At 32.5% G+C, this 26,884-nt stretch carries 34 protein-coding genes; 6 read left to right on the top strand and 28 right to left on the bottom strand.

The window, feature by feature from the left end:
* Positions 1–49: 49 nt before the first annotated feature.
* The 28 genes from rpsM to rpsL all read right to left on the bottom strand — a co-directional run bounded on the left by rpsM (position 50) and on the right by rpsL (position 14,814).
* On the bottom strand, positions 50–415 hold the full coding sequence (rpsM, locus tag WHD08_RS16600) for a 30S ribosomal protein S13 (RefSeq protein ID WP_165732607.1): 366 nt from the start codon (positions 413–415) through the stop codon (positions 50–52).
* A complete protein-coding gene (ykgO, locus tag WHD08_RS16595; RefSeq protein ID WP_004568720.1) occupies positions 415–531 on the bottom strand; it encodes a type B 50S ribosomal protein L36 in 117 nt (38 codons plus the stop codon). Before ykgO ends, rpsM begins: the two co-directional genes overlap by 1 nt.
* Before the next feature lie 13 nt (positions 532–544).
* A complete protein-coding gene (infA, locus tag WHD08_RS16590) occupies positions 545–760 on the bottom strand; it encodes a translation initiation factor IF-1 (protein WP_004568721.1) in 216 nt (71 codons plus the stop codon).
* Between the two features lies 1 nt (position 761).
* Positions 762–2,084: a preprotein translocase subunit SecY gene (gene secY, locus WHD08_RS16585; RefSeq protein ID WP_165732728.1), complete on the bottom strand. Its 1,323-nt coding sequence runs from the start codon at positions 2,082–2,084 to the stop codon at positions 762–764.
* A gap of 13 nt (positions 2,085–2,097) precedes the next feature.
* On the bottom strand, positions 2,098–2,547 hold the full coding sequence (gene rplO, locus WHD08_RS16580) for a 50S ribosomal protein L15 (protein ID WP_165732606.1): 450 nt from the start codon (positions 2,545–2,547) through the stop codon (positions 2,098–2,100).
* A 14-nt stretch (positions 2,548–2,561) separates the two neighbouring features.
* Positions 2,562–2,744, bottom strand: a complete 183-nt coding sequence (gene rpmD, locus WHD08_RS16575; protein WP_036783629.1) for a 50S ribosomal protein L30 — start codon at positions 2,742–2,744, stop codon at positions 2,562–2,564.
* A gap of 11 nt (positions 2,745–2,755) precedes the next feature.
* Positions 2,756–3,280 carry a 30S ribosomal protein S5 gene (gene rpsE, locus WHD08_RS16570; protein WP_165732727.1) on the bottom strand — a complete coding sequence of 175 codons (525 nt, stop codon included), beginning with the start codon at positions 3,278–3,280 and terminating at the stop codon, positions 2,756–2,758.
* 3 nt (positions 3,281–3,283) lie between these two features.
* A complete protein-coding gene (gene rplR / locus WHD08_RS16565; protein ID WP_165732605.1) occupies positions 3,284–3,634 on the bottom strand; it encodes a 50S ribosomal protein L18 in 351 nt (116 codons plus the stop codon).
* A gap of 11 nt (positions 3,635–3,645) precedes the next feature.
* Complete coding sequence (rplF, locus tag WHD08_RS16560) at positions 3,646–4,191, bottom strand: 50S ribosomal protein L6 (protein WP_165732604.1); 546 nt, start codon at positions 4,189–4,191, stop codon at positions 3,646–3,648.
* A 9-nt stretch (positions 4,192–4,200) separates the two neighbouring features.
* Positions 4,201–4,599 carry a 30S ribosomal protein S8 gene (rpsH, locus tag WHD08_RS16555; protein ID WP_068451535.1) on the bottom strand — a complete coding sequence of 133 codons (399 nt, stop codon included), beginning with the start codon at positions 4,597–4,599 and terminating at the stop codon, positions 4,201–4,203.
* Positions 4,600–4,763: 164 nt separating this feature from the next.
* Positions 4,764–5,033 (bottom strand): 30S ribosomal protein S14, encoded by a 270-nt coding sequence (gene rpsN, locus WHD08_RS16550; RefSeq protein ID WP_165732603.1) that lies wholly within the window; start codon positions 5,031–5,033, stop codon positions 4,764–4,766.
* 3 nt (positions 5,034–5,036) lie between these two features.
* Complete coding sequence (rplE, locus tag WHD08_RS16545) at positions 5,037–5,588, bottom strand: 50S ribosomal protein L5 (RefSeq protein WP_208890010.1); 552 nt, start codon at positions 5,586–5,588, stop codon at positions 5,037–5,039.
* 8 nt (positions 5,589–5,596) lie between these two features.
* Positions 5,597–5,899: a 50S ribosomal protein L24 gene (gene rplX, locus WHD08_RS16540; protein ID WP_068451526.1), complete on the bottom strand. Its 303-nt coding sequence runs from the start codon at positions 5,897–5,899 to the stop codon at positions 5,597–5,599.
* Positions 5,900–5,912: 13 nt separating this feature from the next.
* Positions 5,913–6,281 carry a 50S ribosomal protein L14 gene (gene rplN / locus WHD08_RS16535; RefSeq protein ID WP_068451523.1) on the bottom strand — a complete coding sequence of 123 codons (369 nt, stop codon included), beginning with the start codon at positions 6,279–6,281 and terminating at the stop codon, positions 5,913–5,915.
* Position 6,282: 1 nt separating this feature from the next.
* Positions 6,283–6,540 (bottom strand): 30S ribosomal protein S17, encoded by a 258-nt coding sequence (gene rpsQ, locus WHD08_RS16530; RefSeq protein ID WP_065320234.1) that lies wholly within the window; start codon positions 6,538–6,540, stop codon positions 6,283–6,285.
* Between the two features lie 20 nt (positions 6,541–6,560).
* The gene (gene rpmC / locus WHD08_RS16525) at positions 6,561–6,752 is read right to left on the bottom strand and encodes a 50S ribosomal protein L29 (protein ID WP_100947456.1); all 192 of its coding nucleotides are present in this window, start codon (positions 6,750–6,752) and stop codon (positions 6,561–6,563) included.
* An 11-nt stretch (positions 6,753–6,763) separates the two neighbouring features.
* Positions 6,764–7,195 carry a 50S ribosomal protein L16 gene (gene rplP / locus WHD08_RS16520; RefSeq protein WP_165732601.1) on the bottom strand — a complete coding sequence of 144 codons (432 nt, stop codon included), beginning with the start codon at positions 7,193–7,195 and terminating at the stop codon, positions 6,764–6,766.
* A gap of 22 nt (positions 7,196–7,217) precedes the next feature.
* Positions 7,218–7,943 (bottom strand): 30S ribosomal protein S3, encoded by a 726-nt coding sequence (rpsC, locus tag WHD08_RS16515; RefSeq protein ID WP_158841427.1) that lies wholly within the window; start codon positions 7,941–7,943, stop codon positions 7,218–7,220.
* 11 nt (positions 7,944–7,954) lie between these two features.
* Positions 7,955–8,359, bottom strand: a complete 405-nt coding sequence (rplV, locus tag WHD08_RS16510) for a 50S ribosomal protein L22 (protein WP_068451511.1) — start codon at positions 8,357–8,359, stop codon at positions 7,955–7,957.
* Positions 8,360–8,365: 6 nt separating this feature from the next.
* Positions 8,366–8,644 carry a 30S ribosomal protein S19 gene (gene rpsS, locus WHD08_RS16505; RefSeq protein WP_068451508.1) on the bottom strand — a complete coding sequence of 93 codons (279 nt, stop codon included), beginning with the start codon at positions 8,642–8,644 and terminating at the stop codon, positions 8,366–8,368.
* 6 nt (positions 8,645–8,650) lie between these two features.
* Complete coding sequence (gene rplB, locus WHD08_RS16500) at positions 8,651–9,475, bottom strand: 50S ribosomal protein L2 (RefSeq protein ID WP_165732600.1); 825 nt, start codon at positions 9,473–9,475, stop codon at positions 8,651–8,653.
* A gap of 12 nt (positions 9,476–9,487) precedes the next feature.
* Positions 9,488–9,778, bottom strand: coding sequence for a 50S ribosomal protein L23 (gene rplW, locus WHD08_RS16495; RefSeq protein ID WP_165732599.1), 291 nt, complete (start codon positions 9,776–9,778; stop codon positions 9,488–9,490).
* Between the two features lie 9 nt (positions 9,779–9,787).
* Positions 9,788–10,417 (bottom strand): 50S ribosomal protein L4, encoded by a 630-nt coding sequence (gene rplD / locus WHD08_RS16490; protein ID WP_165732598.1) that lies wholly within the window; start codon positions 10,415–10,417, stop codon positions 9,788–9,790.
* Positions 10,417–11,034, bottom strand: coding sequence for a 50S ribosomal protein L3 (gene rplC, locus WHD08_RS16485; protein WP_165732597.1), 618 nt, complete (start codon positions 11,032–11,034; stop codon positions 10,417–10,419). The genes rplD and rplC overlap by 1 nt, the downstream gene beginning before the upstream one ends.
* Positions 11,035–11,375: 341 nt before the next feature.
* On the bottom strand, positions 11,376–11,681 hold the full coding sequence (rpsJ, locus tag WHD08_RS16480; RefSeq protein ID WP_004568745.1) for a 30S ribosomal protein S10: 306 nt from the start codon (positions 11,679–11,681) through the stop codon (positions 11,376–11,378).
* A 17-nt stretch (positions 11,682–11,698) separates the two neighbouring features.
* The gene (gene fusA / locus WHD08_RS16475; protein WP_208890011.1) at positions 11,699–13,816 is read right to left on the bottom strand and encodes an elongation factor G; all 2,118 of its coding nucleotides are present in this window, start codon (positions 13,814–13,816) and stop codon (positions 11,699–11,701) included.
* Positions 13,817–13,821: 5 nt separating this feature from the next.
* Positions 13,822–14,301, bottom strand: coding sequence for a 30S ribosomal protein S7 (gene rpsG / locus WHD08_RS16470; protein WP_087522435.1), 480 nt, complete (start codon positions 14,299–14,301; stop codon positions 13,822–13,824).
* Positions 14,302–14,439: 138 nt separating this feature from the next.
* Positions 14,440–14,814: a 30S ribosomal protein S12 gene (gene rpsL, locus WHD08_RS16465; protein WP_018943587.1), complete on the bottom strand. Its 375-nt coding sequence runs from the start codon at positions 14,812–14,814 to the stop codon at positions 14,440–14,442.
* Between the two features lie 176 nt (positions 14,815–14,990).
* On the opposite strand from rpsL, the gene WHD08_RS16460 reads away from it, so the two are divergent.
* The 6 genes from WHD08_RS16460 to WHD08_RS16435 all read left to right on the top strand — a co-directional run bounded on the left by WHD08_RS16460 (position 14,991) and on the right by WHD08_RS16435 (position 26,859).
* The gene (locus tag WHD08_RS16460) at positions 14,991–16,655 is read left to right on the top strand and encodes a POTRA domain-containing protein (protein WP_208890012.1); all 1,665 of its coding nucleotides are present in this window, start codon (positions 14,991–14,993) and stop codon (positions 16,653–16,655) included.
* A gap of 7 nt (positions 16,656–16,662) precedes the next feature.
* The gene (locus WHD08_RS16455; protein ID WP_208891155.1) at positions 16,663–17,055 is read left to right on the top strand and encodes a SusD/RagB family nutrient-binding outer membrane lipoprotein; all 393 of its coding nucleotides are present in this window, start codon (positions 16,663–16,665) and stop codon (positions 17,053–17,055) included.
* A gap of 683 nt (positions 17,056–17,738) precedes the next feature.
* Complete coding sequence (locus WHD08_RS16450) at positions 17,739–20,996, top strand: SusC/RagA family TonB-linked outer membrane protein (protein ID WP_208890013.1); 3,258 nt, start codon at positions 17,739–17,741, stop codon at positions 20,994–20,996.
* Positions 20,997–21,017: 21 nt separating this feature from the next.
* Complete coding sequence (locus WHD08_RS16445) at positions 21,018–22,493, top strand: RagB/SusD family nutrient uptake outer membrane protein (RefSeq protein WP_208890014.1); 1,476 nt, start codon at positions 21,018–21,020, stop codon at positions 22,491–22,493.
* A 143-nt stretch (positions 22,494–22,636) separates the two neighbouring features.
* On the top strand, positions 22,637–22,870 hold the full coding sequence (locus WHD08_RS16440) for an RNA methyltransferase substrate-binding domain-containing protein (protein ID WP_340833861.1): 234 nt from the start codon (positions 22,637–22,639) through the stop codon (positions 22,868–22,870).
* A gap of 908 nt (positions 22,871–23,778) precedes the next feature.
* Positions 23,779–26,859 carry a SusC/RagA family TonB-linked outer membrane protein gene (locus WHD08_RS16435; RefSeq protein WP_208890015.1) on the top strand — a complete coding sequence of 1,027 codons (3,081 nt, stop codon included), beginning with the start codon at positions 23,779–23,781 and terminating at the stop codon, positions 26,857–26,859.
* Positions 26,860–26,884 lie beyond the last annotated feature (25 nt).

Below are 26,884 nucleotides of genomic sequence, written 5' to 3'. Positions count from 1 at the left end.
CTAACTTTATAGTTTACACTATTATTAGATCTTTATTACTTTATCTAACTTATTTTTTCTTGTTAGCTACAGTTTTTCTCTTACCTTTTCTTGTACGAGAGTTATTCTTAGTTCTTTGTCCTCTTAAAGGAAGACCAAGTCTGTGACGAATACCTCTTTGACAACCGATATCCATCAAACGTTTGATGTTAATCTGTACCTCAGAACGTAGTTCACCTTCAATTGTGAAAGATCCTACTTGTTCTCTAATTGCTGCGATTTGATCATCTGTCCAGTCTTGAACTTTAATGCTCTCATCTACTTTTGCTTCTGCTAGAACTTTTTGAGCTCTGCTGCTTCCTATACCAAAGATGTAAGTTAATGCGATAACACCTCTTTTATTCTTTGGAATATCAATACCTGCTATTCTTGCCATTACCCTTGTCTTTGTTTAAATCTAGGATTTTGTTTATTAATCACGTATAATCTACCTTTCCTGCGAACTATTTTGCAGTCGGCACTTCTTTTTTTAACTGATGCTCTAACTTTCATCTGTTTTGTTTTTTTAGTATCTGTAAGTAATTCTTGCCTTTGATAAATCGTACGGACTCATTTCTAATTTCACCTTATCTCCAGGTAATAATTTGATATAATGCATACGCATTTTACCAGAAATGTGTGCCGTAACAATATGTCCATTTTCTAATTCTACACGAAACATTGCATTAGATAATGCTTCTGTAATTGTTCCGTCCTGTTGAATTGCTGATTGTTTAGCCATATTATTTATTCGATTTTCTGTTGCTATTCCCCGCTTTCATTAAACCATCATAATGACGATTTAATAAGTACGAATTAATTTGTTGCAACGTATCAATTGCAACTCCAACCATAATTATTAATGATGTACCACCATAAAACATGGCCCAACTCTGTTGTACTCCAAACTGAACTACAATTGCTGGTAAAATAGATAATGCTGCTAAAAATAACGATCCTGGGAACGTAATTCTAGATAATACAGAATCTAATCTATCTGCTGTGTCTTTTCCTGGTCTAATACCTGGTATAAAACCACCACTTCTTTTTAAATCATCTGCCATTTTATTCGTAGGAATAGTAATCGCAGTATAGAAATAACTAAAGATGACAATTAACAATGCAAAAATAACATTGTACCATAAACCATTCATATCTTGTAAGCTAGCAATTGCTGGAAATCTCTGAGCTAAAGCAACTGGTAAAAACATAATTGCTTGAGCAAAGATAATTGGCATAACACCTGCTGCATTCAACTTCAAAGGGATATAATCTCTTGAACCTGCAACATTTTGTACATTTCCTACAACCGTTCTTCTAGCATACTGCACTGCAATCTTTCGAACAGCAGTAACTAATAGCACAGTTAATAAAATTACTACAAACCAAACAATGATTTCTATTAAAACCATCATAATTCCACCTGCTCCAGCATTTGTTGTTTTAGCAACAAACTCTTGTAAAAAAGCAGCAGGGAAGTTAGCGATAATACCAACAGTAATTAATAATGATATACCATTACCAACACCTTTATCTGTAATACGCTCTCCTAACCACATTGCAAAAATTGTTCCTGCAGTTAAAATGATGATTGATGATATCCAAAAAGTAGCACCACTTACTAAAAACGCTTCTGGTCCTAAACCAAATTGTGTTTTAATAGCAGTAATATACGTAGGTGCTTGCACTAACGTAATACCAATTGTTAACCATCTTGTTATTTGTGTAATTTTTTTTCTTCCACTTTCTCCATCTTTTTGTAGTTTCTGTAAATAAGGAACCGCAATTCCCATTAACTGAACTACAATAGATGCAGAAATATAAGGCATAATACCAAGAGCCATTACTGACGCCCTAGCAAATGCTCCTCCTGTAAATGCATTCAATAAACCTAAAAGACCTCCAGAAGTACTCTCTTTTAAAGCTGAAAGTTGTAATGGATCTATTCCAGGTAATGGAACAGAAGCCATAAAACGATACACAGCAATTAAACCGATTGTAAGAAGAATTTTATTCTTCAACTCTTCAATACTGAAAATCTCTTTTAATCTATTAATAAAATTCATCATTTACGGGATGTTATAAAGTAACAGCTTCTCCTCCAGCTGCTTCGATAGCTGCTTTTGCTGTTGCTGTAAATTTATGTACAGTTATGTTTAATTTAGCCTTTAACTCTCCACTACCTAATATTTTAATTAAGTCGTTTTTTCTTGCCAATCTATTAGCAATTAAAGTCTCTAAAGTAACTGTATCTGTTATCTTTCCACTATCAACTAAAGATTGTAATTTATCGATATTGATACCTTGATATTCAACACGATTAATATTTGTGAAACCAAATTTTGGTACACGTCTCTGAAGTGGCATTTGCCCTCCTTCGAAACCAATCTTTTTAGAATAACCAGAACGAGATTTCTGTCCGTTGTGACCTCTTGTAGCGGTACCACCTTTTCCAGATCCTTCACCCCTTGCAATTCTTTTTCCTTTTTTAATGGAACCTACTGCTGGTGTTAAATTATGTAAACTCATTTTTTCTAAATATCTTATTTAATTTCTTCGAAAGAAACTAAGTGTTTAACTGTATTTACCATACCAACTATAGATGGAGTTGCCTCATGCTCTACAGTTTGGTTCATTTTACGTAAACCTAATGCCTCTAAAGTTCTTTTTTGACTTTGAAGACGTCCGATTTGACTTTTTACTTGTGTAACTTTTATTCTTGCCATCGTTCTTAGGTTTATCCGTTAAATACTTTCTCTAAAGAAATCCCTCTTTGCTTAGCAATACCTGCTGCACTACGTAATTGTAATAAAGCATTAAAAGTTGCTTTAACTACGTTATGAGGATTTGATGATCCTTGAGATTTTGATAATACATCATGAATACCAACTGACTCTAGTACGTGCCTTACAGCACCACCAGCAATAACTCCAGTACCATGAGATGCAGGCTTAAGAAAAACTTTCGCTCCACCAAATTTACCTTTTTGCTCATGAGGTAAAGTTGCATCTAAAATAGGAATTCTAACTAAATTTTTCTTTGCGTCTTCAATTGCTTTTGCAATTGCAGATGCAACATCTTTAGATTTACCTAAACCATGTCCAACAACACCATTACTATCTCCAACAACTACGATTGCAGAGAAACCAAATGCTCTACCACCTTTTGTTACTTTAGTAACACGTTGTACTCCTACTAATCTATCTACAAGATCTAACCCACTAGGTTTTACTCTTTCTACGTTTTTATATCCTTGCATAATTTCTTAAAATTTTAAACCCGCTTCTCTTGCAGCGTCTGCTAATACTTTAACTCTACCGTGATATAAATACCCGTTTCTATCGAAAGCAATAGTTTCAACTCCTGCTTTAGTAGCTTTTTCAGCGATTAATTTACCAACTGCTGTTGCTGCTTCGATTTTAGTACTTGCGTTTATTTCTTTATTTCTAGATGAAACTGAAGCTAATGTTACTCCATTTACATCGTCTACTAATTGAGCGTAGATTTCCTTGTTACTTCTATAAACCGATAATCTTGGTTTAGTAGCAGTACCAGAAACGATTTTTCTAATTCTACGCTTAATTCTAGCTCTTCTTTGTAGCTTTGATAATGCCATAATGCTATATATTATGCAGATTTACCTGCTTTTCTTCTTAATATTTCACCAACAAACTTCACACCTTTTCCTTTATAAGGCTCTGGAGCTCTGAAAGAACGAATCTTTGCAGCAATTTGACCAACTAATTGTTTGTCAAATGAAGATAATTTAATGATCGGGTTTTTCCCTTTCTCAGATATTGTCTCAATTTTAACCTCTGGAGCTAACTCTAAAACGATATTATGAGAGAAACCTAAAGCTAAATCTAGTTTTTGTCCTTGATTAGATGCTCTATAACCAACACCAACCAATTCTAAATCTTTTGTCCAACCTTTACTTACACCTTCAATCATATTATTGATTAAAGCTCTCATTAAACCATGTTGTGCTTTATGGTTTTTACTTTCTGATGTTCTATCTAAAGTGATAATACCATCTTCAATTTCTACTGTAATACCTTCAGAAATAGTTTGAGTTAACTCACCTAATTTTCCTTTTACGGTTACTACATTGTCTTTTACATTAACATCTACACCTTGTGAAATGCTAATAGGATTTTTTCCAATTCTACTCATTTCTATAGATTAATAAACGTAACATAAAACTTCTCCTCCAACATTCTCTTGACGTGCTTTTTTGTTTGTCATTACACCCTTAGATGTAGAAACAATAGCAATTCCAAGTCCGTTTAACACTCTTGGCATCTCTGTAGAGCCAACGTATTTACGTAAACCTGGTGTACTGATTCGTTGAATCTTTCTAATTACTGATTCTTTTGTTTCTCTTTCGTACTTTAAAGCTATCTTAATTGTTCCCTGAACTTTATCGTCATTGAACTGGTAGCTTAAAATATACCCTTGATCAAACAAAATTTTAGTCATTTCCTTCTTCAAGTTTGAAGCCGGAATTTCCACTACTCTGTGTCCTGCTGCGATTGCATTTCTTACTCTTGTAAGAAAATCCGCGATTGGATCTGTATACATATTTATTTAAAATTGCGATTACGGTTTTCAAATACCTCTATTTATGCTACAGATTTCTCTGTGATAAATGAACCTATAATCAGTTAAAATTCTTATACTCAAAAAAAATAGAGCGTGCAAATGTACACATTCTATTTTTATATTTGAGCTTTATTTAAAATTTTCTACCAAGATGCTTTTTTCACACCTGGTATCAACCCTTGATTGGCCATTTCTCTAAAAGTAACACGAGATAAACCAAATTGTCTCATATATCCTTTTGGACGACCAGTTAACTTACATCTGTTATGCATTCTAACTGGTGAAGCATTCTTAGGTAATTTTTGTAATGCATCATAGTCTCCAGCTTCTTTTAAAGCTTTTCTCTTTTCAGCATATTTAGCAACAGTTGCTGCTCTCTTACGCTCACGCGCTTTCATTGATTCTTTAGCCATTTCTTAATTTTTTTTGAATGGTAAACCTAATTCTCCTAATAATGATTTAGCTTCTTTATCAGTATCTGCAGATGTTACAAAAGTAATATCCATTCCACTAATTTTTTTAACTTGATCAATATTAATCTCTGGGTAGATGATTTGTTCAGTAATTCCTAAATTGTAATTACCTCTTCCATCAAAACCATTAGCTTTTATACCGTTAAAGTCTCTAACACGAGGTAGAGAAGCGGTAACTAATCTATCTAAGAACTCATACATTTTATCACCACGTAAAGTAACTTTAACACCAATTGGCATCCCTTTACGCAATTTAAAAGCTGCGATATCTTTCTTAGACAATGTAGAAACTGCTTTTTGACCTGTAATTTTAGTCAACTCTTCTAAAGCATAATCTATTAATTTCTTATCTGCAATTGCAGCACCAACACCTTTAGAAACAACTATTTTTTCTAATTTTGGTACTTGCATTACATTCTTATAACTGAATTCTTCAGTAAGAGCACTTATAACTCTTTCCTTGTATTCTGCTTTTAATCTTGGTACGTAACTCATGATTATTTTTATTTTTTAGTTTTTTTAGAGACTCTAGTCTTAGTATCTCCATCAACCTTATAACCTACTCTCACAGCTACACCATCTTCTACTAACATTAAGTTAGAGATGTGAAGTGAAGCTTCTTTCTTTACAATACCACCTTGAGGGTTTTGAGCGCTAGGTTTAGTGTGCTTAGAAACTAAGTTTACACCTTCTACTAAAACTCTATCCTTCTCTTTAATGATTTGTAAAACCTTTCCTTCAGATCCTTTATGATCTCCTGCAATTACTTTTACAGTATCTCCTGATTTTAATTTGAACTTCTTCATCTTGTATAATGATTTAAAGCACTTCAGGTGCTAATGATACTATTTTCATGAATTGTTTCTCACGAAGCTCACGTGCAACTGGTCCAAAAACACGAGTTCCTCTCATTTCCTCTGTAGGATTTAAAAGTACACAAGCGTTATCATCAAATCTAATGTATGATCCGTCTTTACGTCTTACTTCTTTTTTCGTTCTCACAACAACTGCTCTAGATACTTGACCTTTTTTTACAGTTCCGTTTGGAGTTGCAGATTTAACAGCTACTACAATCTTGTCTCCAATACTTGCGTAACGTTTTCTTGTTCCTCCTAAAACTCTAATCACTAAAACTTCTTTTGCTCCAGTGTTATCTGCGACTTTTAATCTTGATTCTGTCTGTAACATATTATTTAGCTCTTTCTAGGATTTCTACTAATCTCCAACGCTTAGATTTACTCATAGGTCTTGTTTCCATGATCCTAACAGTATCTCCTTCGTTGCAATCATTCTGTTCGTCGTGTGCAACATACTTCTTCGTCTTTAATACGAATTTACCGTACATTGGGTGCTTTACTCTCTTAGTTTCTGCAACAACAATAGATTTTTCCATTTTGTTACTAGAAACAACACCAATTCTCTCTTTTCTAAGATTTCTTTTTTCCATCTTTAAAACTGACTATAGAATTATTGTAATTCTCTTTTTGTTAATTCTGTTGCAATTCTTGCTACAGTTCTTCTTAAACCTCTCAACTGCAATGGGTTCTCCAATGGAGTTATTGCGTGAGCCATTTTAAGATCAGTATAATTCTTTTGCAACGCTCCAAGCTTTTCATTAAGATCAGCTATAGATAATTCTTTTACTTCAGATTGTTTCATTTTATTTAGAATTATGCGTTAATATCAAAATCTCTTGCTACTACAAACTTCGTTTTTACTGGAAGTTTCTGAGCTGCTAAACGTAAAGCTTCTTTTGCTACTTCAATCGATACTCCACCGATTTCAAACAAAATTCTACCTGGTTTAATAACTGCAACAAAATGATCTGGTGCTCCTTTACCCTTACCCATACGTACCTCTAAAGGTTTCTTAGTGATAGGCTTGTCTGGAAATACTTTAATCCATAACTGACCTTCTCTTTTCATATGACGAGTTGCCGCGATACGAGCTGCTTCTATTTGACGAGAAGTTAATAAATTCTGGTCTAGTGATTTGATACCAAACATCCCATTAGAAAGTTGATTTCCTCTACCAGAAATACCAGTCATATTTCCTTTCGACTTCTGTACCTTACGGTATTTTACTCTTTTTGGCTGTAACATTTTTAATTTCTAATTTTAAAAATTATTTTCTTCTACGAGGTTGTTGACGTTTAGATCTATCACCACCACCTTTATTACCACCTTGTTTTTTAGACAAGCCAACTAATGGAGATAATTCTCTTTTACCATAAACCTCACCCTTCATAATCCATACTTTAACACCTAGTCTTCCGTATTGAGTATGAGCTTCTACAAGTGCATAGTCAATATCAGCTCTAAAAGTAGAAAGTGGAATTCTTCCTTCTTTATAATGTTCAGAACGTGCCATTTCAGCTCCGTTTAAACGACCTGAAATTTGAATTTTAATTCCTTCAGCGTTCATACGCATAGTAGCCTGAATAGCCATTTTAGTAGCTCTCTTGTATGAAATTCTATTTTCAATTTGACGAGCAACACTAACTGCAACTAATTTTGCATCTAATTCTGGACGTTTAATTTCAAAAATATTAATTTGAACTTCTTTACCTGTAATTTTTTTAAGCTCCTCTTTTAACTTGTCTACCTCTTGACCTCCTTTACCAATAATGATACCTGGACGTGCCGTAGTGATAGTAACGGTTACAAGTTTTAAAGTACGCTCTATAATTACTCTAGAAACACTTGCTTTAAATAATCTAGCATTTACATACTGTCTTATTTTAAAATCTTCAGCTAATTTATCTCCGTAGTCATTACCACCGTACCAGTTAGATTCCCAACCTCTGATGATTCCTAAACGATTTCCTATTGGATTAGTTTTTTGTCCCATTTCTACTTTAATTAATTGCTTAAATTTTTACTACCTAACTCTAAAGTAACGTGATTAGAACGCTTACGAATTCTATGTGCACGACCTTGTGGAGCTGGTCTTAATCTCTTTAACATTCCTGCGCTATCAACACAAATTGTTTTTACAAATAACTTAGCGTCTTCTATAGATGCTTCTTCATTTTTAGCTTGCCAGTTTGCAATTGCAGACAACAACAATTTCTCTAAATTAATTGAAGCTTCTTTTGGGCTAAATTTTAAGATTTGTAAAGCTTTTTCAACTTCAACTCCTCTTATCTGATCTGCGACTAAACGCATTTTTCTCGGTGATGTAGGACAGTTAGTAAGCTTCGCGAAAGCACGTTGCTTTCTATCTGCTTTTAACTGATCTGCCATGTTTTTTTTACGAACTCCCATATCCTACTATTTTTTTCCTTTATTTTTTGCACCAGCATGTCCTCTAAAAGAACGAGTTGGTGAAAATTCGCCTAATTTATGCCCTACCATGTTTTCTGTAACAAAAACTGGTACAAACTGACGTCCATTATGAACAGCAATAGTTTGTCCTACAAAATCTGGAGTAATCATACTTGCTCTAGACCAAGTTTTAATTACAGTTTTGCTACCAGCCTCTACATTAGCTAACACTTTTTTCTCTAATTTATAGTGAACGTAAGGTCCTTTCTTTAATGATCTTGCCATAACTTATTATTTCTTTCTACGTTCTAAAATGTACTTATTACTAGCTTTAGTCTTAGATCTAGTTTTAAATCCTTTAGCAGGAATACCATTTCTAGATCTTGGATGACCTCCAGAAGCACGACCTTCACCACCACCCATTGGGTGATCGACAGGATTCATTCTTACTGCGTTAACTCTTGGTCTTCTACCTAACCATCTTCTTCTACCTGCTTTACCAGATACTAATAATTGATGATCTGAATTAGATACAACTCCAATAGTTGCCATACATGTTAACAAGATTAATCTTGTTTCACCAGAAGGTAACTTAACTGTTGCATACTTACCATCTCTTGCCATTAATTGAGCAAAAGAACCAGCAGAACGAGCCATAACAGCACCTTGACCAGGACGTAATTCTATACAAGAAATTGCAGTTCCTAAAGGAATTTCACTTAATGCCATTGCGTTTCCAATTTCTGGTGCAATAGCAGAACCTGCTACAATTGTTTGACCTACTGTTAAACCGTTTTGTGCAATCACATAACGCTTTTCTCCATCAGCATAACTAAGTAAAGCAATAAATGCAGTACGATTTGGATCGTACTCTATAGTTTTTACTGTTGCGGGAATACCTGCTTTATCTCTTTTAAAATCGATAATACGATATCTTTGTTTATGACCACCACCTATATTACGTGTTGTCATTCTACCCTGACTGTTTCGACCTCCAGATCGTTTTTTCGGAGCAAGTAAACTTTTCTCCGGCTTATCAGTTGTTATGGTGTCGAACCCATTTACAACTCTAAAACGCTGACCTGGTGTTATTGGTTTTAATTTTCTAACTGACATTTTTGTCTTTTCTTAAAGATTGTTATAAAAATCAATGCTTTCTCCTTCTGCTACTTGAACGATAGCCTTTTTGTATCCACTTTTAATACCAGTAACTAAACCTTTTTTAGTAAACTTAGTATTTCTTTGTATTGGATAGTTTAAAGTCTTAACGCTTAAAATAGAAACTCCGTAAGTTGCTTCTACAGCTCCTTTAATTTCTAATTTGTTAGCTTTTTTATCTACAATAAATGTAAAGCGATTATATACTTCGCTATCATTTGTTGCTTTTTCCGTGATAATAGGTTTTATTAAAATACTCATTATGAATCCCTATTTGGTTAAATTTGTATTAATTCCTTCTAAAGAACCTTCAGTAATAATAATCTTACTTGCGTTTAAAATACCATAAGTATTTAAATCTGCAGCGTTTATTACTGTAGTACCTTTTAAGTTTCTAGAAGATAAATACACATTAGTATTTAATCCGTTCAAAACAAATAAAGATCTTCTAGCATCTAAAGCTAATGCACCTAATAAGTTTGTGAAGTTTTTTGTTTTTGGACTATCAAATTCAAAATCTTCAATAACTACTAAGTTATTATCCGTTGCTTGAATACTTAAAGCAGACTTACGTGCTAAACGCTTTAAGTTTTTATTCAATTTAAAAGAATAACTTCTTGGTCTTGGACCGAACATACGACCTCCACCTCTAAAAACACCAGACTTGATAGAACCTGCTCTTGCAGTACCAGTTCCTTTTTGTTTTTTAATCTTTCTTGTAGAACCAGTAATTTCTGCTCTTTCTTTAGACTTGTGCGTTCCTTGACGTTGATTAGCCAAATATTGCTTTACATCTAAGTAAATTGCATGATCATTAGGTTCTATTCCAAATACATCTTTAGAAAGCTCAACCTTTCTACCTGTATCTTTTCCTGTAATATCTAAAACTGCTACTTCCATTATTTCTGAATAGTTACAAAAGCATTTTTGTGTCCAGGAATTGCTCCTTTAACAACAAGTAAGTTCTTTTCAGCAACTACTTTTAATACTCTTAAGTTTTGTACTTTCACTTTATCTCCACCCATACGGCCTCCCATTCGCATTCCTTTGAATACTCTTGCAGGATATGACGCAGCACCAATAGAACCTGGAGCTCTTAAACGGTTATGTTGTCCGTGAGTAGCTTGACCTACACCACCGAATCCATGACGCTTAACAACACCTTGAAAACCTTTACCTTTAGATACACCAGATACATCAACGAATTCGCCTTCTTCAAAGTGACCTACAGTAATAGAATCTCCTAATTTAAAACTCTCTTCAAATCCTTGAAATTCAACGACTTTTCTCTTAGCAGTGGTACCAGCTTTTTTAAAGTGGCCATCTAACGCTTTGTTAGAACTTTTTGCTTTTTTGTCATCGAAACCAAGTTGTAACGCACTATAGCCGTCAACCTCTTCGGTTCTGACCTGAGTGACAACGCAAGGACCTGCTTCGATTACAGTACAAGGAATATTCTTCCCGTTCTCATCGAATAAGCTGGTCATCCCAATCTTTCTTCCTATTAACCCAGACATTTAGTTAAAATTTTAGACGATAGATCTATTTATCCAGCGCGTCTATATTAATAATTTATTTTTCGAAACAATTGTTTCATTTTCGTCCTTTAAATTTCGACCAAAAAAAACAGCGCAAACAAATTCAACGCTGATTTTGTTTTTTCCGTTTTTCCTTCGCGAAACGCTCTGGACATGTTACTATTTCTTAATTTTACTCAAAAAATAGCGTCACCCTACTCTATTTCGGGTTGCAAAAGTATAAAAAACTTTCGGTTTAACAAAATTAAACCGAAAGTTAATATAAAATTACTTTTTTTTTAGAGATTCTTACTTTCGTAAGAACTACAATTAAAGTTTAATTAAACTTTAATTTCTACTTCAACACCACTTGGTAACTCAAGTTTCATTAAAGCATCAATAGTTTTCGAAGAAGAACTATAGATGTCTAATAATCTTTTGTAAGAAGCTAATTGAAATTGCTCTCTAGATTTTTTGTTTACGTGTGGAGAACGTAATACAGTAAAAATCTTTTTATGTGTTGGTAATGGTATTGGTCCGTTTACAACAGCTCCAGTACTCTTTACCGTCTTTACAATCTTTTCAGCAGATTTATCTACTAAATTGTAATCGTAAGACTTTAATTTAATTCTAATTTTTTGACTCATCTTATATTATTTAGAGATTAACCTTTAGATTTAGCGATAACTTCTTCAGATACATTAGAAGGAGTTTCTGCATAATGTGAAAATTCCATAGTAGAAGTTGCTCTACCAGAAGACATTGTTCTTAAAGTAGTAACGTAACCAAACATTTCTGATAACGGTACTAAAGCTTTAACAACTTTAGACCCATTACGATCGCTCATGTCATTTACTTGACCTCTTCTTCTATTTAAATCACCAACGATATCTCCCATGTTCTCCTCTGGAGTTAACACTTCTAATTTCATTAATGGTTCCATTATTTTTGCTTTTGCAGATTTTGCTGAAGCTTTATAACCCATTCTTGCAGCTAACTCAAAAGATAAAGCATCAGAATCCACAGCGTGGAAAGAACCATCTCTTAAAGTAACTTTCATTGAATCCATTTCGTATCCTGCTAATGGTCCGTTTTTCATAGCTTCTTTGAATCCTTTCTCTACAGAAGGAACAAATTCTCTAGGTACGTTTCCACCTTTAATTACAGACTCAAATTGTAAACCTTGAACACCTTCATCTGCAGGTCCAATAGTAAATACAATATCAGCAAATTTACCACGTCCACCAGATTGTTTCTTATAAATCTCTCTATGTTCTGCTTCTGCAGTAATAGCCTCTTTATATTCAACTTGAGGTTGACCTTGGTTAACTTCTACTTTAAACTCACGTTTTAAACGGTCTACAAGTACATCTAAATGCAACTCACCCATTCCAGAAATAATAGTCTGTCCTGAAGCTTCGTCTGAACGTACTGTAAAAGTAGGATCTTCTTCTGCTAACTTAGCAAGTCCAACACCTAATTTATCTACATCCGCTTTTGTTTTAGGCTCAATTGCGATACCAATTACTGGGTCTGGAAAATCCATAGACTCTAATACAAGAGGGAATTTTTCAGCAGTTAAAGTATCTCCTGTTTTAATAGATTTAAAACCTACAGCAGCACCAATATCTCCAGCTTCAATATAATCAATTGCATTTTGCTTATTCGCATGCATTTGATAGATACGAGAAATACGTTCTTTTTTACCTGAACGGTTATTTAAAACATAAGAACCTGCGTCTAAACGACCAGAGTATGCTCTAAAAAATGCTAAACGACCAACAAAAGGGTCTGTAGCAATTTTAAATGCTAAAGCAGCAAAAGGTTCCTTTACACTAGGCTTACGTAATTCTTTTTCTTCTGTATCTGGATTTACACCTACAATACCTTCCTTATCCATTGGAGAAGGTAAGTAACGACATACAGCATCTAAAAGAAACTGAACACCTTTATTTTTAAATGAAGAACCACAAACCATTGGAATGATTGCCATATCCATAACAGCAGCTCTTAATGCATTGTGCACTTCATCTTCTGTAATAGAATCTTCATCTTCCATGAATTTTTCTAGTAAGTTCTCATCATAACTAGCTACTTCTTCGATTAATAAAGCACGATACTTACGTACTTCATCTTTCATATCTTCTGGAATAGCAACAACATCGAATGTAGCTCCGAAGTTATCATCATGCCATACAATAGCTCTGTTCTTTACTAAATCTACAATACCTTTAAACTCATCCTCATCACCAATATTTAAAACAATTGGCACTGCGTTAGACTTTAACATATCTTTTACCTGTTGACAAACCTTTAAGAAGTCAGATCCTTGACGGTCCATCTTATTAACGAATCCAATTCTAGGCACTTTATAGTTATCAGCTAATCTCCAGTTAGTTTCAGATTGTGGCTCTACACCATCAACTGCTGAAAATAAGAATACTAATCCATCTAATACACGTAAAGATCTATTTACTTCAACAGTAAAATCTACGTGACCAGGAGTATCAATAATATTAAAATGGTATGCTTGAGTTTCTGGAGTAGGCTGAGCATTTTCTTTTGGAAAATCCCATTCACAAGTAGTTGCAGCAGAAGTAATTGTAATACCTCTTTCCTGCTCTTGCTCCATCCAGTCCATCGTAGCTGCCCCATCATGTACTTCTCCAATCTTGTGAGAAACACCTGTATAGAACAAGATACGTTCTGTTGTTGTGGTTTTACCAGCATCAATGTGAGCTGCAATACCAATATTTCTTGTTAATCTTAAATCTCTAGCCATTTCTATTAAAATCTGAAGTGAGAGAAAGCTTTATTAGCCTCTGCCATTTTGTGAGTATCAGTACGTTTTTTTACTGCTGCACCTTCTTCTTTAGCTGCTGCTAAAATCTCTGCTGCTAAACGCTGCGCCATGGTTTTCTCATTTCTCTTACGAGTATATAAAATCATCCATTTAATAGCCATAGAAACCTTACGGTCTGGTCTAATTTGCATTGGTATTTGGAATGTTGCACCACCAACACGACGAGATCTTACTTCTACGTGAGGCATAACATTAGATAAACCATCTTTCCAAATCTCTAAAGCCGATTTCTCTTCGTCTTCTCCTTTTCTTTCTTCTACTAGCTCTAAAGCGTCATAAAACACTTTAAACGCTACAGACTTCTTACCGCTCCACATTAAGTTATTCACAAAACGTGTTACTAACTGATCGTTAAATTTAGGATCCGGTAATAAGACTCTTTTTTTTGCTGCTCTTTTTCTCATGTCTTTTACATTAAAAAAGTTAATTAATTTGTTATTAGCTCTTCGCCATAAAACATTAAAAACAATAGTTAACACTCAAGAGAACTCTCAAACAACAACTACTACCCTAAAAATCTTACAACCCTTTACTGATAACTCTTACTTCTTTGGGCGTTTTGCACCATACTTCGAACGTCTCTGGGTTCTACCCTCAACTCCCGCTGTATCTAATGCACCACGTACTACGTGATATTTAACACCTGGTAAATCTTTTACCCTTCCACCTCTAACTAATACTATCGAGTGCTCTTGTAAGTTATGTCCTTCACCTGGGATGTATGCGTTTATCTCATTACCATTTGTCAATCTAACTCTGGCAACTTTACGCATTGCTGAATTAGGTTTCTTTGGTGTTGTAGTATAAACACGAGTACACACTCCACGTCTTTGAGGACAAGACGACAAAGCAGCCGATTTACTCTTCTTAGTTATTTTGGTTCTTCCTTTACGAACTAATTGTTGAATAGTTGGCATACTAAATTATTACTGTTTTTCGTTTATAATTAAACCTTTACTCTTTTTTAAGAGTCCGCAAATGTACAATTATTTTCTAATTATTCAAGTATCAGCAAGTTATTTTTTCTTAATGTTCATTTTTTTGTTAGTTATTGGGATTTTCTTTTACTTTTGATTCTTATATTTTATCCACTTTGAATAAAAAAACTACACCTTATATATATATCCTACTTGCACTGCTTTCTTATACAGAAACCTTTGCACAAGCATTTTCTTTAAAACTTACTTCCTTAAATAAAACAGAAGCAAACATTTTAAATAAAATTAATTATCAAAAAAAACACAAAGACACTATTCTTCTAAACTTGGAAATTAATATACTTTCTGAACACTTAAAAAATTTAGGTTATTTTACAAACTCTATAGATAGCATTAGAAATAAAGACAACGAATACGTTGCTTTTTTTAACCTAGGAAATAAAATAGACAATGCAATTATTAGAACAAGTAAGGAATCTGAAATTTATCTTGAAAAATTTAACACAACAGAAAACACATTTTCTATTCCAATTGAAAAATTACAAACTACACTATTAAAAATATCTACAAATTTAGATTCGGAAGGAAAGTCTTTTTCTAAAGTAAAACTAAAAAATGTTACAATTAAAAACAAAACTCTTTTTGCTGATTTAGTAATTAATCCTTCTAAAAAAAGAACTATAAATAAAGTAATTATTAAAGGATATGACAATTTCCCTAAATCATATCTAAAAAATTACTTCAACATAAAACCTACAGACATATTTAATCAAGAAAAAATTTTAGAAATATCAGATGCATCTAAAAATTTAGATTTTATTAAGGAAATTAAATCTCCTGAAATTTTATTTACTAAAGACTCTACATTATTATATATGTATTTAAAAAAACATAAGAATAATAGTTTTGACGGAATTATAGGTTTTGCTTCAAAAGAAAATGGAGACATACTGTTTAACGGAAATCTAGAAATACAATTAAATAATATTTTGAATACTGGTGAAAAATTTGGTTTATTCTGGAACAGTATAGGTGAAGAAAAGCAAGAATTAAAATTAACCACAACAATACCATACATCTTCAACTCGAGATTTAGCCCAGAATTAACTTTCTCTATCTACAAACAAGACTCTACTTTTCTAAACTCAAAGTTTGATTCTAGGATTGGATACCACATTAATTCTAAAATTAAACTAGCCCTCACCTACAATTCTGAAAAATCCGAAAATCTAAAAGAAAATTTATCCAACAATATTGAAACCTATAGTAATTATTTCTTAGGAGTTCAATTAAAATACAGTATTCCTAAAAATGATTTTTTTTTAGATAATAAATTCCACTTAGACATAAACCCAAGTTTTGGTAACAGAGAAACAACTAACGAAACAACAAACCAACTTAAACTAGAAGCATCAATTTCATATTTATGGGATTTAAATTTACGAAGTAGCATTTTTATCAAAAACAAAACAGGATACTTAAACTCTGACTCTTACATTAATAATGAACTCTTTAGAGTCGGAGGAACCAACTCAATAAGAGGTTTTAACGAACAAAGCATATTTACCAATAAGTACATGTTTTTAAATTTAGAATACAGATACCTGACTTCAGAAAAATCTTATCTATACACCATAACTGATTTAGGACAAATAGACTTGAACTCTAAAAATGAAAACCTAATCGGATTAGGCTTCGGTTATTTATTTAACACCAACAACTCACAAATAAATATGAGTCTTTCTACAGGAAAAACAAACCAACAAGAAACAGACCTTAAGAGCGTGAAACTAACGATAAACTGGAAAAACTACTTTTAAAAATCTAATTACTGGTAGTGCTAAAACGTATTACAATGCAGCTATTTCCGCTTCTATTATATATTGGGGAGGAACACAAGCAGAAGCTGATACATATTTAGCACAAACTACTGTTGCTTACACAACTTCTGGCTCTAGTTGGAAAGAAGTTATTGGTAATCAAAAATACATAGCTCTTTACGGTAGAGGATTTGAAGCTTGGACTTCTTGGAGATTATTAGACTATCCTAATACTCTTACCCGTCCTTCAATTTCTAACGAAGCTGTACCAAGAAGGTACTTGTACGGATACAACGATAAAGATCTTAACCCAGATAATTATGCTGCTGCAAGTAGTGCAATGGGAGGTGATGATAAATCTTCTCGCGTATTTTGGTATATTACAGGCGTAGGAAACTAAACAAAAAAAACATATTAAGAGAAAAAGGCTATCTGATAAGATAGTCTTTTTTTTTATATTATAACTATCCAGAATAAACTCTATAAAAAAACACTTTACCTCAAAGCAACATACATTTTCTTAGCAATAATAAAAAACTTAAAATTCTTATATTAAATTACCCCCTACCAACAGATATAAATTATTTAATAACAGTATCTCCCAAATTCATAAAGTTAAAGTATTTTTAATCTTATAAAACCATATTAAATAAGGTAGTTTTCTTTTGAAATCATATTAAAAAAAATACAATATTCAACATCACTTGACAACGAAAAAAACAAACCCGATTAATGTTAATATAACAATAAAAAACGTATCGTAAATATTACAGAAACAGACAAACCATGCAACAATCATCAAAACAAAATCATATTAAACAAAAAAAACAAATTACTTTAAAATGTTATATTTTAAACAAACTACAGCTATGAAGAATGCTTAATTGATTTTAAAAAAACAGAAACACCTAGCTTAGAAGTCATTAATTAAATAATATTTTAACAAAAGAAAGTAAAATGACCAAAAATCAGCTAAAATAGCTGCTGTTCCTACAATAAACAAAAAAACTATTTGTGTTAAAAAATTGTTTTATTAAGTTTAAATTAAGATTTTTGGGGTTAATTAATTCAAATAATTACACAATGAAGACAAAGTTTAATGGAATTTTAACGCTATTTTTAGCGTTAATCGTGCAAATTTCTTTTGCACAAGACAAAACTGTTTCTGGTACAGTTACAGAAAGTTCGGGACCTTTACCTGGAGTTAGTATATCAGTAAAAGGAACCAATAAAGGTACAGAAACTGATTTTGATGGAAAGTATTCTATTCTAGCAAAAAACGGAGATGTTTTAGTTTTTAGATACTTAGGTTTTACACCAATTGAAAAAACAATAGGCGCATCTAATACTGTTAATGCTAGTATGGTAGTTGATGAGAACAATGTTTTAGATGAGGTTATAGTTGTTGGTTACGGTACAAGTACAAAACAAGCCTTTACTGGTACTGCAACAGTAGTGAGTTCAGAAAACTTACAATCTAAATCAGTTTCTAATATTTCACAAGCATTAGCTGGTGAGGTTGCAGGTGTAACAGTAGTAAATTCATCTGGGCAACCTGGTAGTGCTGCACAAATTAGAATTAGAGGTTTTGGTACCATTAATGGTAACAGTAGCCCTCTATATATTGTAGACGGAGTACCTTATGGAGGTATTGTAGATGTAAACAATGCTGATGACTCTGATTTATCAATTTTAAGTAACATTAACCCAGCAGATATTGAATCTACTACTATATTAAAAGATGCTACTGCAACTTCTATTTACGGTTCAAGAGGTGCAAATGGTGTGATTGTAATTACAACTAAAAGAGGTAAAAAGGGTGCATCTAGCATAAATGTAGAGGTTAAGACTGGTGTAAACATGAGACTTTTACCTACTTACGATTTAATAAGCTCTCCGGATGAGTACATGGGCCTTTCATGGCAAGCATTAAGAAATACTGGAGAAAAATTAGGTGTTGCAGACGCAACTGCATATGCAAACAATGTATTATTCGATGATTCACAAGGTGGTATAAACCAAGATTATAATATGTATAATGCCACTAACGGTGCAGACATTATTGACCCTACAACGGGTACAGTTATACCAGGAATATCTAGAAGATATACTCCTGAAAACTGGTCTGATTTTGGGTTTCAATCATCTACTAGAACAGAAGCTAACGTGAGTATGAGTGGAGGTAACGATACAACAACATACTTTTCTTCTTTTGGTTATTTAAATGACAAAGGATATGTTATAAACTCTGATTACAAGCGTTATTCTACAAGATTAAATATTACTCATAAGCCTACCGAATGGTTAGAAGCAAATGCTAATATTGATTATTCTTTTGCAGAAACAACTTCTAACGGTCAATCAGAAGATTCTGGGTCTATTTTTTGGTTTACAGATAACATCCCTTCTATTTACCCTTTATTTTTACGTGATGCTACTGGAGCAGTAGTTGCTGATCCTTATTATGGAGGTAACCAATATGATTATGGAACCAATAGAGGTTTTGGAGGTTTAACAAATGCTATTGCAGATGCAAAATATGATTTAAATCAAGATATGCGTCATTCTATAAATGGTAACTTTTCTTTTAAAGTTAATTTTTCTGATGCTTTATCTTTTACTACCAAGTATGGTGCAAACTTCTATAGCTTAGTAGATAACAGTATAAACAACCCATTCTACGGATCTGCTGTAGGACAAGGTGGTAGTTTATTTAAGGAACAAAGACAAGCAATAACACAGAACTTTTTACAGATGTTTAACTACAATAAAAGCTTTGGAGATCATAATGTTTCTGCTTTAGTAGCACATGAAACAAATGAATGGCAAAGAGACCGTACTTTTATTAGTAAAAATAAAGTAGTGAATTTAGTTAACGGTTTAGACACCCCATCAAACTACGTTAATTTAGGAAGTAACCCTTCTGGCTATACTGAAGAATCAGCTATAGAGAGTTATTTTGCCCAAGTAAACTACAATTATTTAAGCAAATATTTTCTTTCTGGTACAGTAAGAAGAGATGGAAGCTCTAGATTCGCAACAGATAAATGGGGAACTTTTTGGTCTGCTGGTGCATCTTGGATTGTTAGTAAAGAAGACTTTTTTAGCAACGTAGATTTCGTAAACAACTTAAAAGTAAAAGCTAGTTATGGTATTCAAGGAGATCAAGGTGGTGTAGATTTTTATTCTGGTCAAAACGGATATGATATAGATAATTTAAATGGAGATACTTCATTAATTTTAAGAGCAAGAGAAAATGCAGGTTTAACTTGGGAGACAAGTAAAATGTATCAAGTAGGTACAGAATTTAGATTGTTTAACAATGTAATAGATGGTTCTGTAGATTATTATGTAAAAGATACAGATGGCCTTATTTTTAGTGTACGTTTACCAATTTCTACGGGTGATGCTCTTGACACTAAAAACGATGGTGAACTTGTAAATAAAGGTTTAGAATTTGACTTAACAGGGCATATTATTAATAAAGAAAAATTCAAATTAGACTTATCTATAAATGGAGAAATTTTAGACAATGAAATCACTAAGATGCCATTTGACGCTCCCGAAGGTAGAGATAAGATCATTGATATTCTTGGTAACTTTGGTAGAGCTGAAGGGCACAGTAGGTATGATTATTACATGCCTGTATGGGTAGGTGTTAATGCTGATAATGGAGACCCAGTTTGGGAAACCAATTATGTAGATACAAATGCAAGTGGTACTTTTGATTCTGGAGAACAAATTATAGATGTATATGAATATGCAATTAAAAACCCTAATACAGAAATTAAGCAATCAGTAACTAGTAATTATACAGAAGCTACAAACCAATTTGTAGGAAAATCTGCAATACCTAAAATTAGAGGGGCTTTTAGATTATCTGCTCAAATACACAATTTTGATATAAGCACACAATTTGCTTACAGCTTAGGAGGATATGGATATGATGGAAATTACGCAAATGTTTTAGGTAATGGTCAAGTTGGTTCTAATAACTATCATGTAGATATTAAAGATGCATGGCAAGCTCCAGGAGATATCACAGATATCCCTAGATTATACAGTAACCAAAATGTAAATGTAAACAGACAATCTACACGATTCTTAACAAAATCTGATTATTTAGCATTAAATAACGTAAGGTTAGGCTATAGTGTACCATCTAAATCTTTAGAAAACACAGGTATGTCTGGTTTAAGTTTCTGGGTAGCAGGAGACAATATGTTCTTATTAAGTGCTAGAAAAGGATTTAATCCAGCTTCATCTTTAGTAGGTGAATCTGAAAGATACCAATACAGCCCACTATCTACATTCACACTTGGTGTTAGAGTACAATTATAATTAATTTAAAAGCAAAAAATAATGAAATATAATATTTTAAAAACGGTATTTGCTCTTGCAGTAATTACAACATTTTTAAGTTGTGGTGAAGACTTTCTAGAGAAAAGCCCAACAGAATTTATAAGTGCAGAGGATGTTATAACTACAGGAGAGTTAGACCCTTCTATATCAGACGCAAACCTAAGAGGAATATACTCCATGATGATTAACACTGGAACAGGTGGATTTTCAACAGATCATGAAGATTTTGGACAGAAAGGATATGATATTTTTACAGACTTTCTTTCTGGTGATTTAGCACTAACAGCTAATAACTATAACAGATATGGAAATTTTGTAAACTTATTATCTACTGTAGATTATGCTGACAATGACAACTACATGCCTTGGAGATACTATTATAGAGTAATAAGATCTGCTAACCAAGTAATTAGCACATTAGGAGGTAATGAAGCCATTCCTGAATCGGATGCATCAAAACATGCATTAGGTCAAGCTAAAACCTTAAGAGCGTACGCTTACTTTTATTTATCTCAATTATTTCAAAAAGAGTATAATGCAACAGAAGCAATTTTGCCTTTATACACTACCCCTACTGATCCAGTATTTGCACAATCTCCAATGAGCGATGTGTATGATTTTATGATTGAAGATTTAACTTCTGCAGATTCACTTTTAATTGGTTTTGATAGAGCTAACAAAACAGGTGCAAACCAGGATGTTGCTAGGGCATTATTAGCGTATGTTTATGCAGCTAAAGGAGACAGTGCTTCAAATTTATTAGCAAAAGGACTAGCAGACCAAGTTATTGATGCTGGATACCCTTTAATGACAAGCACTGAAGTAGTAGGCGGATTTAACGACCTTAATACACCTGCTTGGATTTGGGGATTTGATATTACACTAGCTAATGGATTAGATTTAGCTTCGTGGTGGGGGCAAATAGATGTATTTACATACAGTTACCAATGGGCAGGAGATAGAAAAGGTATCGATAATGTTTTGTTTTCTAAAATAAAAGATAATGATATCAGAAAAACACAATTCGATACTATTAATTCATTACAACCTCGTAATAAATTTTATAATGCTGCTAGGGTAATTGGTGGTCAGAGAAACATTGAAGATGATTACATTTATATGAGAGTTGCAGAAATGTATTTATTATCTGCAGAAATGGCGGCTAAAGAAGGTCAAGATGCTGCAGCAAGAACAAGATTGAATGAATTATTATCTGAAAGATTTACGGAAGCTACAGATTACGCATACGTAAATGGATTATCTGGTGATGATCTATTAGATGAGGTAATTCTACAAACTAGAATAGAATTATGGGGAGAAGGTAAAAGTTATTTATCTATGAAGAGAAATAAACAAACCATGACAAGAGGTACAAACCACGTATTCCACTCTGGTTTATCTATTCCTTATACAGATGAAAGATTAACTTTTGAAATCCCTCAAGCAGAGATTCAAAATAATCCATTTATTAATTAAGTAATAGATCGGATTAAATATACTAATGCAACATTGATGATAAAACATCAATGTTGCATTTTTTTTGTTTACTATAAATTCAAAAAACATAATTTTATAAAAACGAACTTATTGATTTACCCATTCTTTGAGCAACAACCAATATTTCGGGTATTAGAGCAATAATTGAAGCCATAAAATGTGATTCTACAATTAATAAAATATACTTACAGAAAGGACTAAGAGGAGAATTGTTTTATGAACTAAATAAGTTAGTTAAAACATGGTACTGTAGTAAATTAGATAAAATATTAAAACCCAGGAATAATAGACAAAAAAAATACACTATAATTTCTGATTATTCCGCGAATAAGAAAAATGACAATCTAAAGCATTAATTGAATTTGGTATATTTACTTATATATTATTACAAAGTAATATTCAAAAGTTGACAATTATACAAGCACTCATAAGCACTTCTTAATCGTTTTCCGAAGTTTACAGTTCTTTCATTTAAGAAAATTTAGTACTTAATGAAACGTTGATTTAATTTATCTACAATAGACTCCTTCCCTGTTCTTTTCTTTATAGAAACAAGTTATTTTTAATTCAGTATATTCTAAAATCTTGGGTTCTTTTTGATATATCTATTAACAATAGCAACCTGGTGAAATAAACACTCTACTTCAATATGACTTACAAATTGGATTTGTTTACCACAATTGATTCATTTATACTTTTGCTTGCCATTTCAGAAATCAATCTTTTGAGAAATAGAGCTATTACAATTTAAATCTTTTTATTTCTCAAAAGATTTAATTTACTTAAAAGAAAATCAGAATAAATAAAACAAAGACTTTGCCACTCCTTTTGCCTATTATTACTTTTTTCATTAGAATAATGTATAGAATAATCAACATATCTGAAACACAAAAACAGAAGAAATCATTAGAGATAATTTAACGATAAACAGATATCAATAAAATTACATTACAAAAACATTAAAATCACTAAATTATCCTCAATTCTAAGGTGTTTTAGATAAAAAAATATTCTAATTTAAAATATTTTTTTTCATAAAAAAAATAAGGTTAAGTAGAGAGTGTAATTGCATTAAAAAATATAGAAACACCTAGAAAAGAACCCGTTAAAGAAATCATATGATAATAAAAAAACTTTAAACAAGCAAAAAATTAGCTAAAAAATGTGTTTTTTACTCTATATAAAAAAACTATTTATGTTAAAAAATTGTTTTATTAAGATTAATTTAAGACTTTTGAAACTAATTAATTCAAATAATTATACAATGAAGACAAAGTTTAATGGATTTTTAACGCTACTCTTAGCGTTAATCGTGCAAATATCGTTTGCACAAGAAAAAACTGTTTCCGGTACAGTATCTGACAGTTCAGGTAGTTTACCAGGGGTTAGTGTTTTAATAAAAGGAACCTCTAAGGGGGTTGAGACTGATTTTGATGGAAAATATACATTGAAAGCAAAATCTGGAGCAGTGTTAGTTTACAGATATCTTGGTTATAAGACTTCTGAGAAAACTATTGGAGCTTCAAGCATCATAAACGTTACCTTGGTAGAAGGTGGTGAAGTTTTAGATGAGATAGTTGTTACTTCTTTAGGTATAAAAAGAAATGCCAAAGAATTAACATATGCTGCTACAACTTTAAAAAGTGATGAAGTAACACAAACTAAATCATTTAATGTTGCAACTGCTATGGTTGGTAAAGTTGCAGGTTTGCAAATTAACACGACTAATAATGGTGTAAACCCTAGTACTAGGGTAGTATTAAGAGGTAACAGATCTTTATTAGGTAATAATGAAGCATTAATAGTAATTGATGGTTTTCCTTCTAGTAGAGATGCTCTAGATCGCATAAGCCCTAATGACATAACTAACATTAGTGTTTTAAAAGGTGCTGGAGCTGCAGCTCTATATGGTTCTGAAGCGACAAATGGGGTAGTATTAATTACCACGAAAGTAGGATCAGGAAAATTAAGTGTAGAATATGCAGGGTCTATAACTATTGAAAATGCAGCTTACCTTCCTGAAGTTCAAAATGAATTTGGTGTAGGTGGTTTTCCTGATGGAACTTTATATCCTTTAGAAAATGTTGCTTGGGGTCCACGTTATGATGGTAGACTAGTTGATGCAAGTGAAACTTTAGATGATGGATCAGTTTGGCAAGTGCCTTTTTCTCCTATTGAAGATAACCACAAGAACTTCTTTGAAACAGGTATAACTACAAGACATGGTGTTACAGTAAGTGGAGGTGATGACGCAGGTAGTATTCTTCTTTCGTTAGACCAAACAAATACGACAGGTATTGTACCAAAAGATAAATATAATAGAACAAACTTCAGATTAAAAGCAACAAGAAAATATGACAAATTAACTGTTGGTGGAAATCTATCTATGTTTAGATCTCATTCTAATGTTGTAGGTGAAGGTGGTCGTCAAGGTAGACCGTTATACTGGAATATTATAAATACTCCATTACATTTACCTATGGAAGAATTGAAAAATTGGCAAACAGGTGAGTTTACTAGAAATGAAACTTCTTATTTTGCTTTTTATGAAAACCCTTACTTTATTGTTGATACACAAAGAGAGAAATTAGATATTACTGAATTTAATATTCTTACAAATGTAGATTATAAATTTAATGACTGGTTAAAAGCATCATTAAATGTAGGTTTTACTTCTTCTGGACAAACGAATAAAAGAGAATTTGGAGCACTAGATTATAGTTTTGAATTAGCTAATACATATGCTAGAATGGATCCTTATGGAGCTAGTACTGCAGATGGTTCTTTTAATTCATCAAGATTTAATTCTGATTTTTTATTACAATTTGAAAAGCAAGTATCTCAAGACTTTAACCTTAAAGCTATTTTAGGACAAAACACAAGAATCACCAGCTCTAAAGGAATATCAATTTCAGGGGGTGATTTAATTATACCAGATTTCTATAATGTTTCTACGAGAACAGGTGATTTAGCAGGATCTGAAGCAACTACTAATTATAGAAGAGTAAGTTTTTATACAGAATTAACTTTAGGGTATAAAGATTATTTATTTTTAAATGCAACTGGTAGAAATGATCAATCTTCTACATTACCAAAAGATGATAATTCTTTCTTTTACTATGGTGCAGGGATGTCTTTTGTAGCATCAAGTGCTTTTCCTAGCATTGTTTCAGACAAAGGACTTAGCTTCTTAAAAGGAACCTTAAGTTATACCGAAACTGGTAATGATCCAGGACTATACCAAACACAAGGTATTTTCTTTGCGCCAGATAATTTTCCTTATGGTAGTACTGCTGGTTTGTCACAATCAAGTCAAGTACCTGCTCCAGGATTAAGACCTGAGATTACTAAATCTATTGATGCAGGTATAGAGTTTAGAATGTTTAACAACCGTTTTTCAGGAGAACTTGCTGGTTATAAAACAAATTCTATTGACCAAATAATCCCTGTAAATATTTCTAGTGCATCTGGTGCTACTAGTGCTAGAGTTAACGTTGGTGAAGTTGAAAACTTAGGTATAGAACTTAACTTAATGGGAACAATACTAAGAAGTGAAAATTTCTCTTGGGATATGGGAGTAAATTGGAGTGCTATGAAATCTGAAGTAATATCTTTAGATGATGGAGTTGATGAATTAGATCTTGGAGGTTTTGCTGATGCTCAAATTATTGCAAAAGTAGGAGAATCTTATCCACAAATAAGAACAACATCTTATTTAAAAGACGATCAAGGACGTATTGTAGTTGGTGCTGATGGAGATCCTATTCAAGATTCTCAAAATCAAATACAAGGAAAAACAACTCCAGATTATACTATTGGATTAAATACCACTATTAAGTATAAAAACTTTAGCTTATACGCAGTAGCAGATTACAGAACAGGTCATGTCTTTTACAACGGATTAGTAGATGCTCTAGAATTTACTGGATTATCTAAACATAGTGCTACTGCAGGAAGACAGCCTTTTGTATTCCCTAATTCTTCTTACGCTGATGGGTCTGGTGGCTATATAGCAAATACAGATAGATTAACATCAGGTGGTGGAAATGCTTTCTGGACTGCTTATAATGAAGTAAAAGAAAACTATGTTACAGACGCAACTACCTTAAAACTTAGAGAGGTTTCATTATCATATACCTTTGGAAAAGATGTTCTAGAGAAAGTTGGAGTAAGTAATTTAGTATTAAATTTTTATGGAAGAAATTTAATTACCTTAAGACCAAAAGACAACGTATACACTGATCCTGAATTTAACTTTACTACTGGTAATGCTGTAGGAGTTGGAACTCAAAGTCAGACTGCTCCTACAAGACAATTTGGAATGGGTATAAATGTAACATTCTAAAAAATAAAATATAAAAACATATAAA

Source organism: Polaribacter sejongensis (assembly GCF_038024065.1).
Taxonomy (GTDB): domain Bacteria; phylum Bacteroidota; class Bacteroidia; order Flavobacteriales; family Flavobacteriaceae; genus Polaribacter; species Polaribacter sejongensis.
Note: the sequence above shows the minus strand (reverse complement) of the source record. Positions and strands in the feature narration are given on the sequence as shown.

Bases quoted from the DNA above. Each gene is read 5' to 3' on its own strand.
- rplC (WP_165732597.1), bottom strand. From the start codon at position 11,034: ATGTCTGGGTTAATAGGAAGAAAGATTGGGATGACCAGCTTATTCGAT.
- rpsL (WP_018943587.1), bottom strand. From the start codon at position 14,814: ATGCCAACTATTCAACAATTAGTTCGTAAAGGAAGAACCAAAATAACT.
- rplF (WP_165732604.1), bottom strand. From the start codon at position 4,191: ATGAGTAGAATTGGAAAAAATCCTATTAGCATTTCACAAGGTGTAGAT.
- rpsM (WP_165732607.1), bottom strand. From the start codon at position 415: ATGGCAAGAATAGCAGGTATTGATATTCCAAAGAATAAAAGAGGTGTT.
- rplX (WP_068451526.1), bottom strand. From the start codon at position 5,899: ATGAAGAAGTTCAAATTAAAATCAGGAGATACTGTAAAAGTAATTGCA.
- fusA (WP_208890011.1), bottom strand. From the start codon at position 13,816: ATGGCTAGAGATTTAAGATTAACAAGAAATATTGGTATTGCAGCTCAC.
- infA (WP_004568721.1), bottom strand. From the start codon at position 760: ATGGCTAAACAATCAGCAATTCAACAGGACGGAACAATTACAGAAGCA.
- rplW (WP_165732599.1), bottom strand. From the start codon at position 9,778: ATGAGTATTTTAATAAAACCTATTATCACGGAAAAAGCAACAAATGAT.
- rpsC (WP_158841427.1), bottom strand. From the start codon at position 7,943: ATGGGACAAAAAACTAATCCAATAGGAAATCGTTTAGGAATCATCAGA.
- rplD (WP_165732598.1), bottom strand. From the start codon at position 10,417: ATGGAAGTAGCAGTTTTAGATATTACAGGAAAAGATACAGGTAGAAAG.
- rpsH (WP_068451535.1), bottom strand. From the start codon at position 4,599: ATGTATACAGATCCAATCGCGGATTTTCTTACAAGAGTAAGAAATGCA.
- WHD08_RS16445 (WP_208890014.1), top strand. From the start codon at position 21,018: ATGAAATATAATATTTTAAAAACGGTATTTGCTCTTGCAGTAATTACA.
- secY (WP_165732728.1), bottom strand. From the start codon at position 2,084: ATGAATTTTATTAATAGATTAAAAGAGATTTTCAGTATTGAAGAGTTG.
- rpmC (WP_100947456.1), bottom strand. From the start codon at position 6,752: ATGAAACAATCTGAAGTAAAAGAATTATCTATAGCTGATCTTAATGAA.
- rplB (WP_165732600.1), bottom strand. From the start codon at position 9,475: ATGTCAGTTAGAAAATTAAAACCAATAACACCAGGTCAGCGTTTTAGA.
- rpsN (WP_165732603.1), bottom strand. From the start codon at position 5,033: ATGGCTAAAGAATCAATGAAAGCGCGTGAGCGTAAGAGAGCAGCAACT.
- rpsS (WP_068451508.1), bottom strand. From the start codon at position 8,644: ATGGCAAGATCATTAAAGAAAGGACCTTACGTTCACTATAAATTAGAG.
- WHD08_RS16435 (WP_208890015.1), top strand. From the start codon at position 23,779: ATGAAGACAAAGTTTAATGGATTTTTAACGCTACTCTTAGCGTTAATC.
- rpsJ (WP_004568745.1), bottom strand. From the start codon at position 11,681: ATGAGTCAAAAAATTAGAATTAAATTAAAGTCTTACGATTACAATTTA.
- rplN (WP_068451523.1), bottom strand. From the start codon at position 6,281: ATGTTACAGACAGAATCAAGATTAAAAGTCGCAGATAACACTGGAGCA.
- rplP (WP_165732601.1), bottom strand. From the start codon at position 7,195: ATGTTACAGCCAAAAAGAGTAAAATACCGTAAGGTACAGAAGTCGAAA.
- rplR (WP_165732605.1), bottom strand. From the start codon at position 3,634: ATGGCATTATCAAAGCTACAAAGAAGAGCTAGAATTAAGCGTAGAATT.
- ykgO (WP_004568720.1), bottom strand. From the start codon at position 531: ATGAAAGTTAGAGCATCAGTTAAAAAAAGAAGTGCCGACTGCAAAATA.
- rpsG (WP_087522435.1), bottom strand. From the start codon at position 14,301: ATGAGAAAAAGAGCAGCAAAAAAAAGAGTCTTATTACCGGATCCTAAA.
- rpmD (WP_036783629.1), bottom strand. From the start codon at position 2,744: ATGGCAAGAATAAAAGTTACACAAGTAAAAAGTCAAATCGGACGTCTT.
- WHD08_RS16450 (WP_208890013.1), top strand. From the start codon at position 17,739: ATGAAGACAAAGTTTAATGGAATTTTAACGCTATTTTTAGCGTTAATC.
- rplV (WP_068451511.1), bottom strand. From the start codon at position 8,359: ATGGGAGTTCGTAAAAAAAACATGGCAGATCAGTTAAAAGCAGATAGA.
- rplO (WP_165732606.1), bottom strand. From the start codon at position 2,547: ATGAGTTTACATAATTTAACACCAGCAGTAGGTTCCATTAAAAAAGGA.
- rplE (WP_208890010.1), bottom strand. From the start codon at position 5,588: ATGAGTTACGTACCAAGATTAAAAGCAGAATACAAGGAAAGAGTTATA.
- rpsQ (WP_065320234.1), bottom strand. From the start codon at position 6,540: ATGGAAAAAAGAAATCTTAGAAAAGAGAGAATTGGTGTTGTTTCTAGT.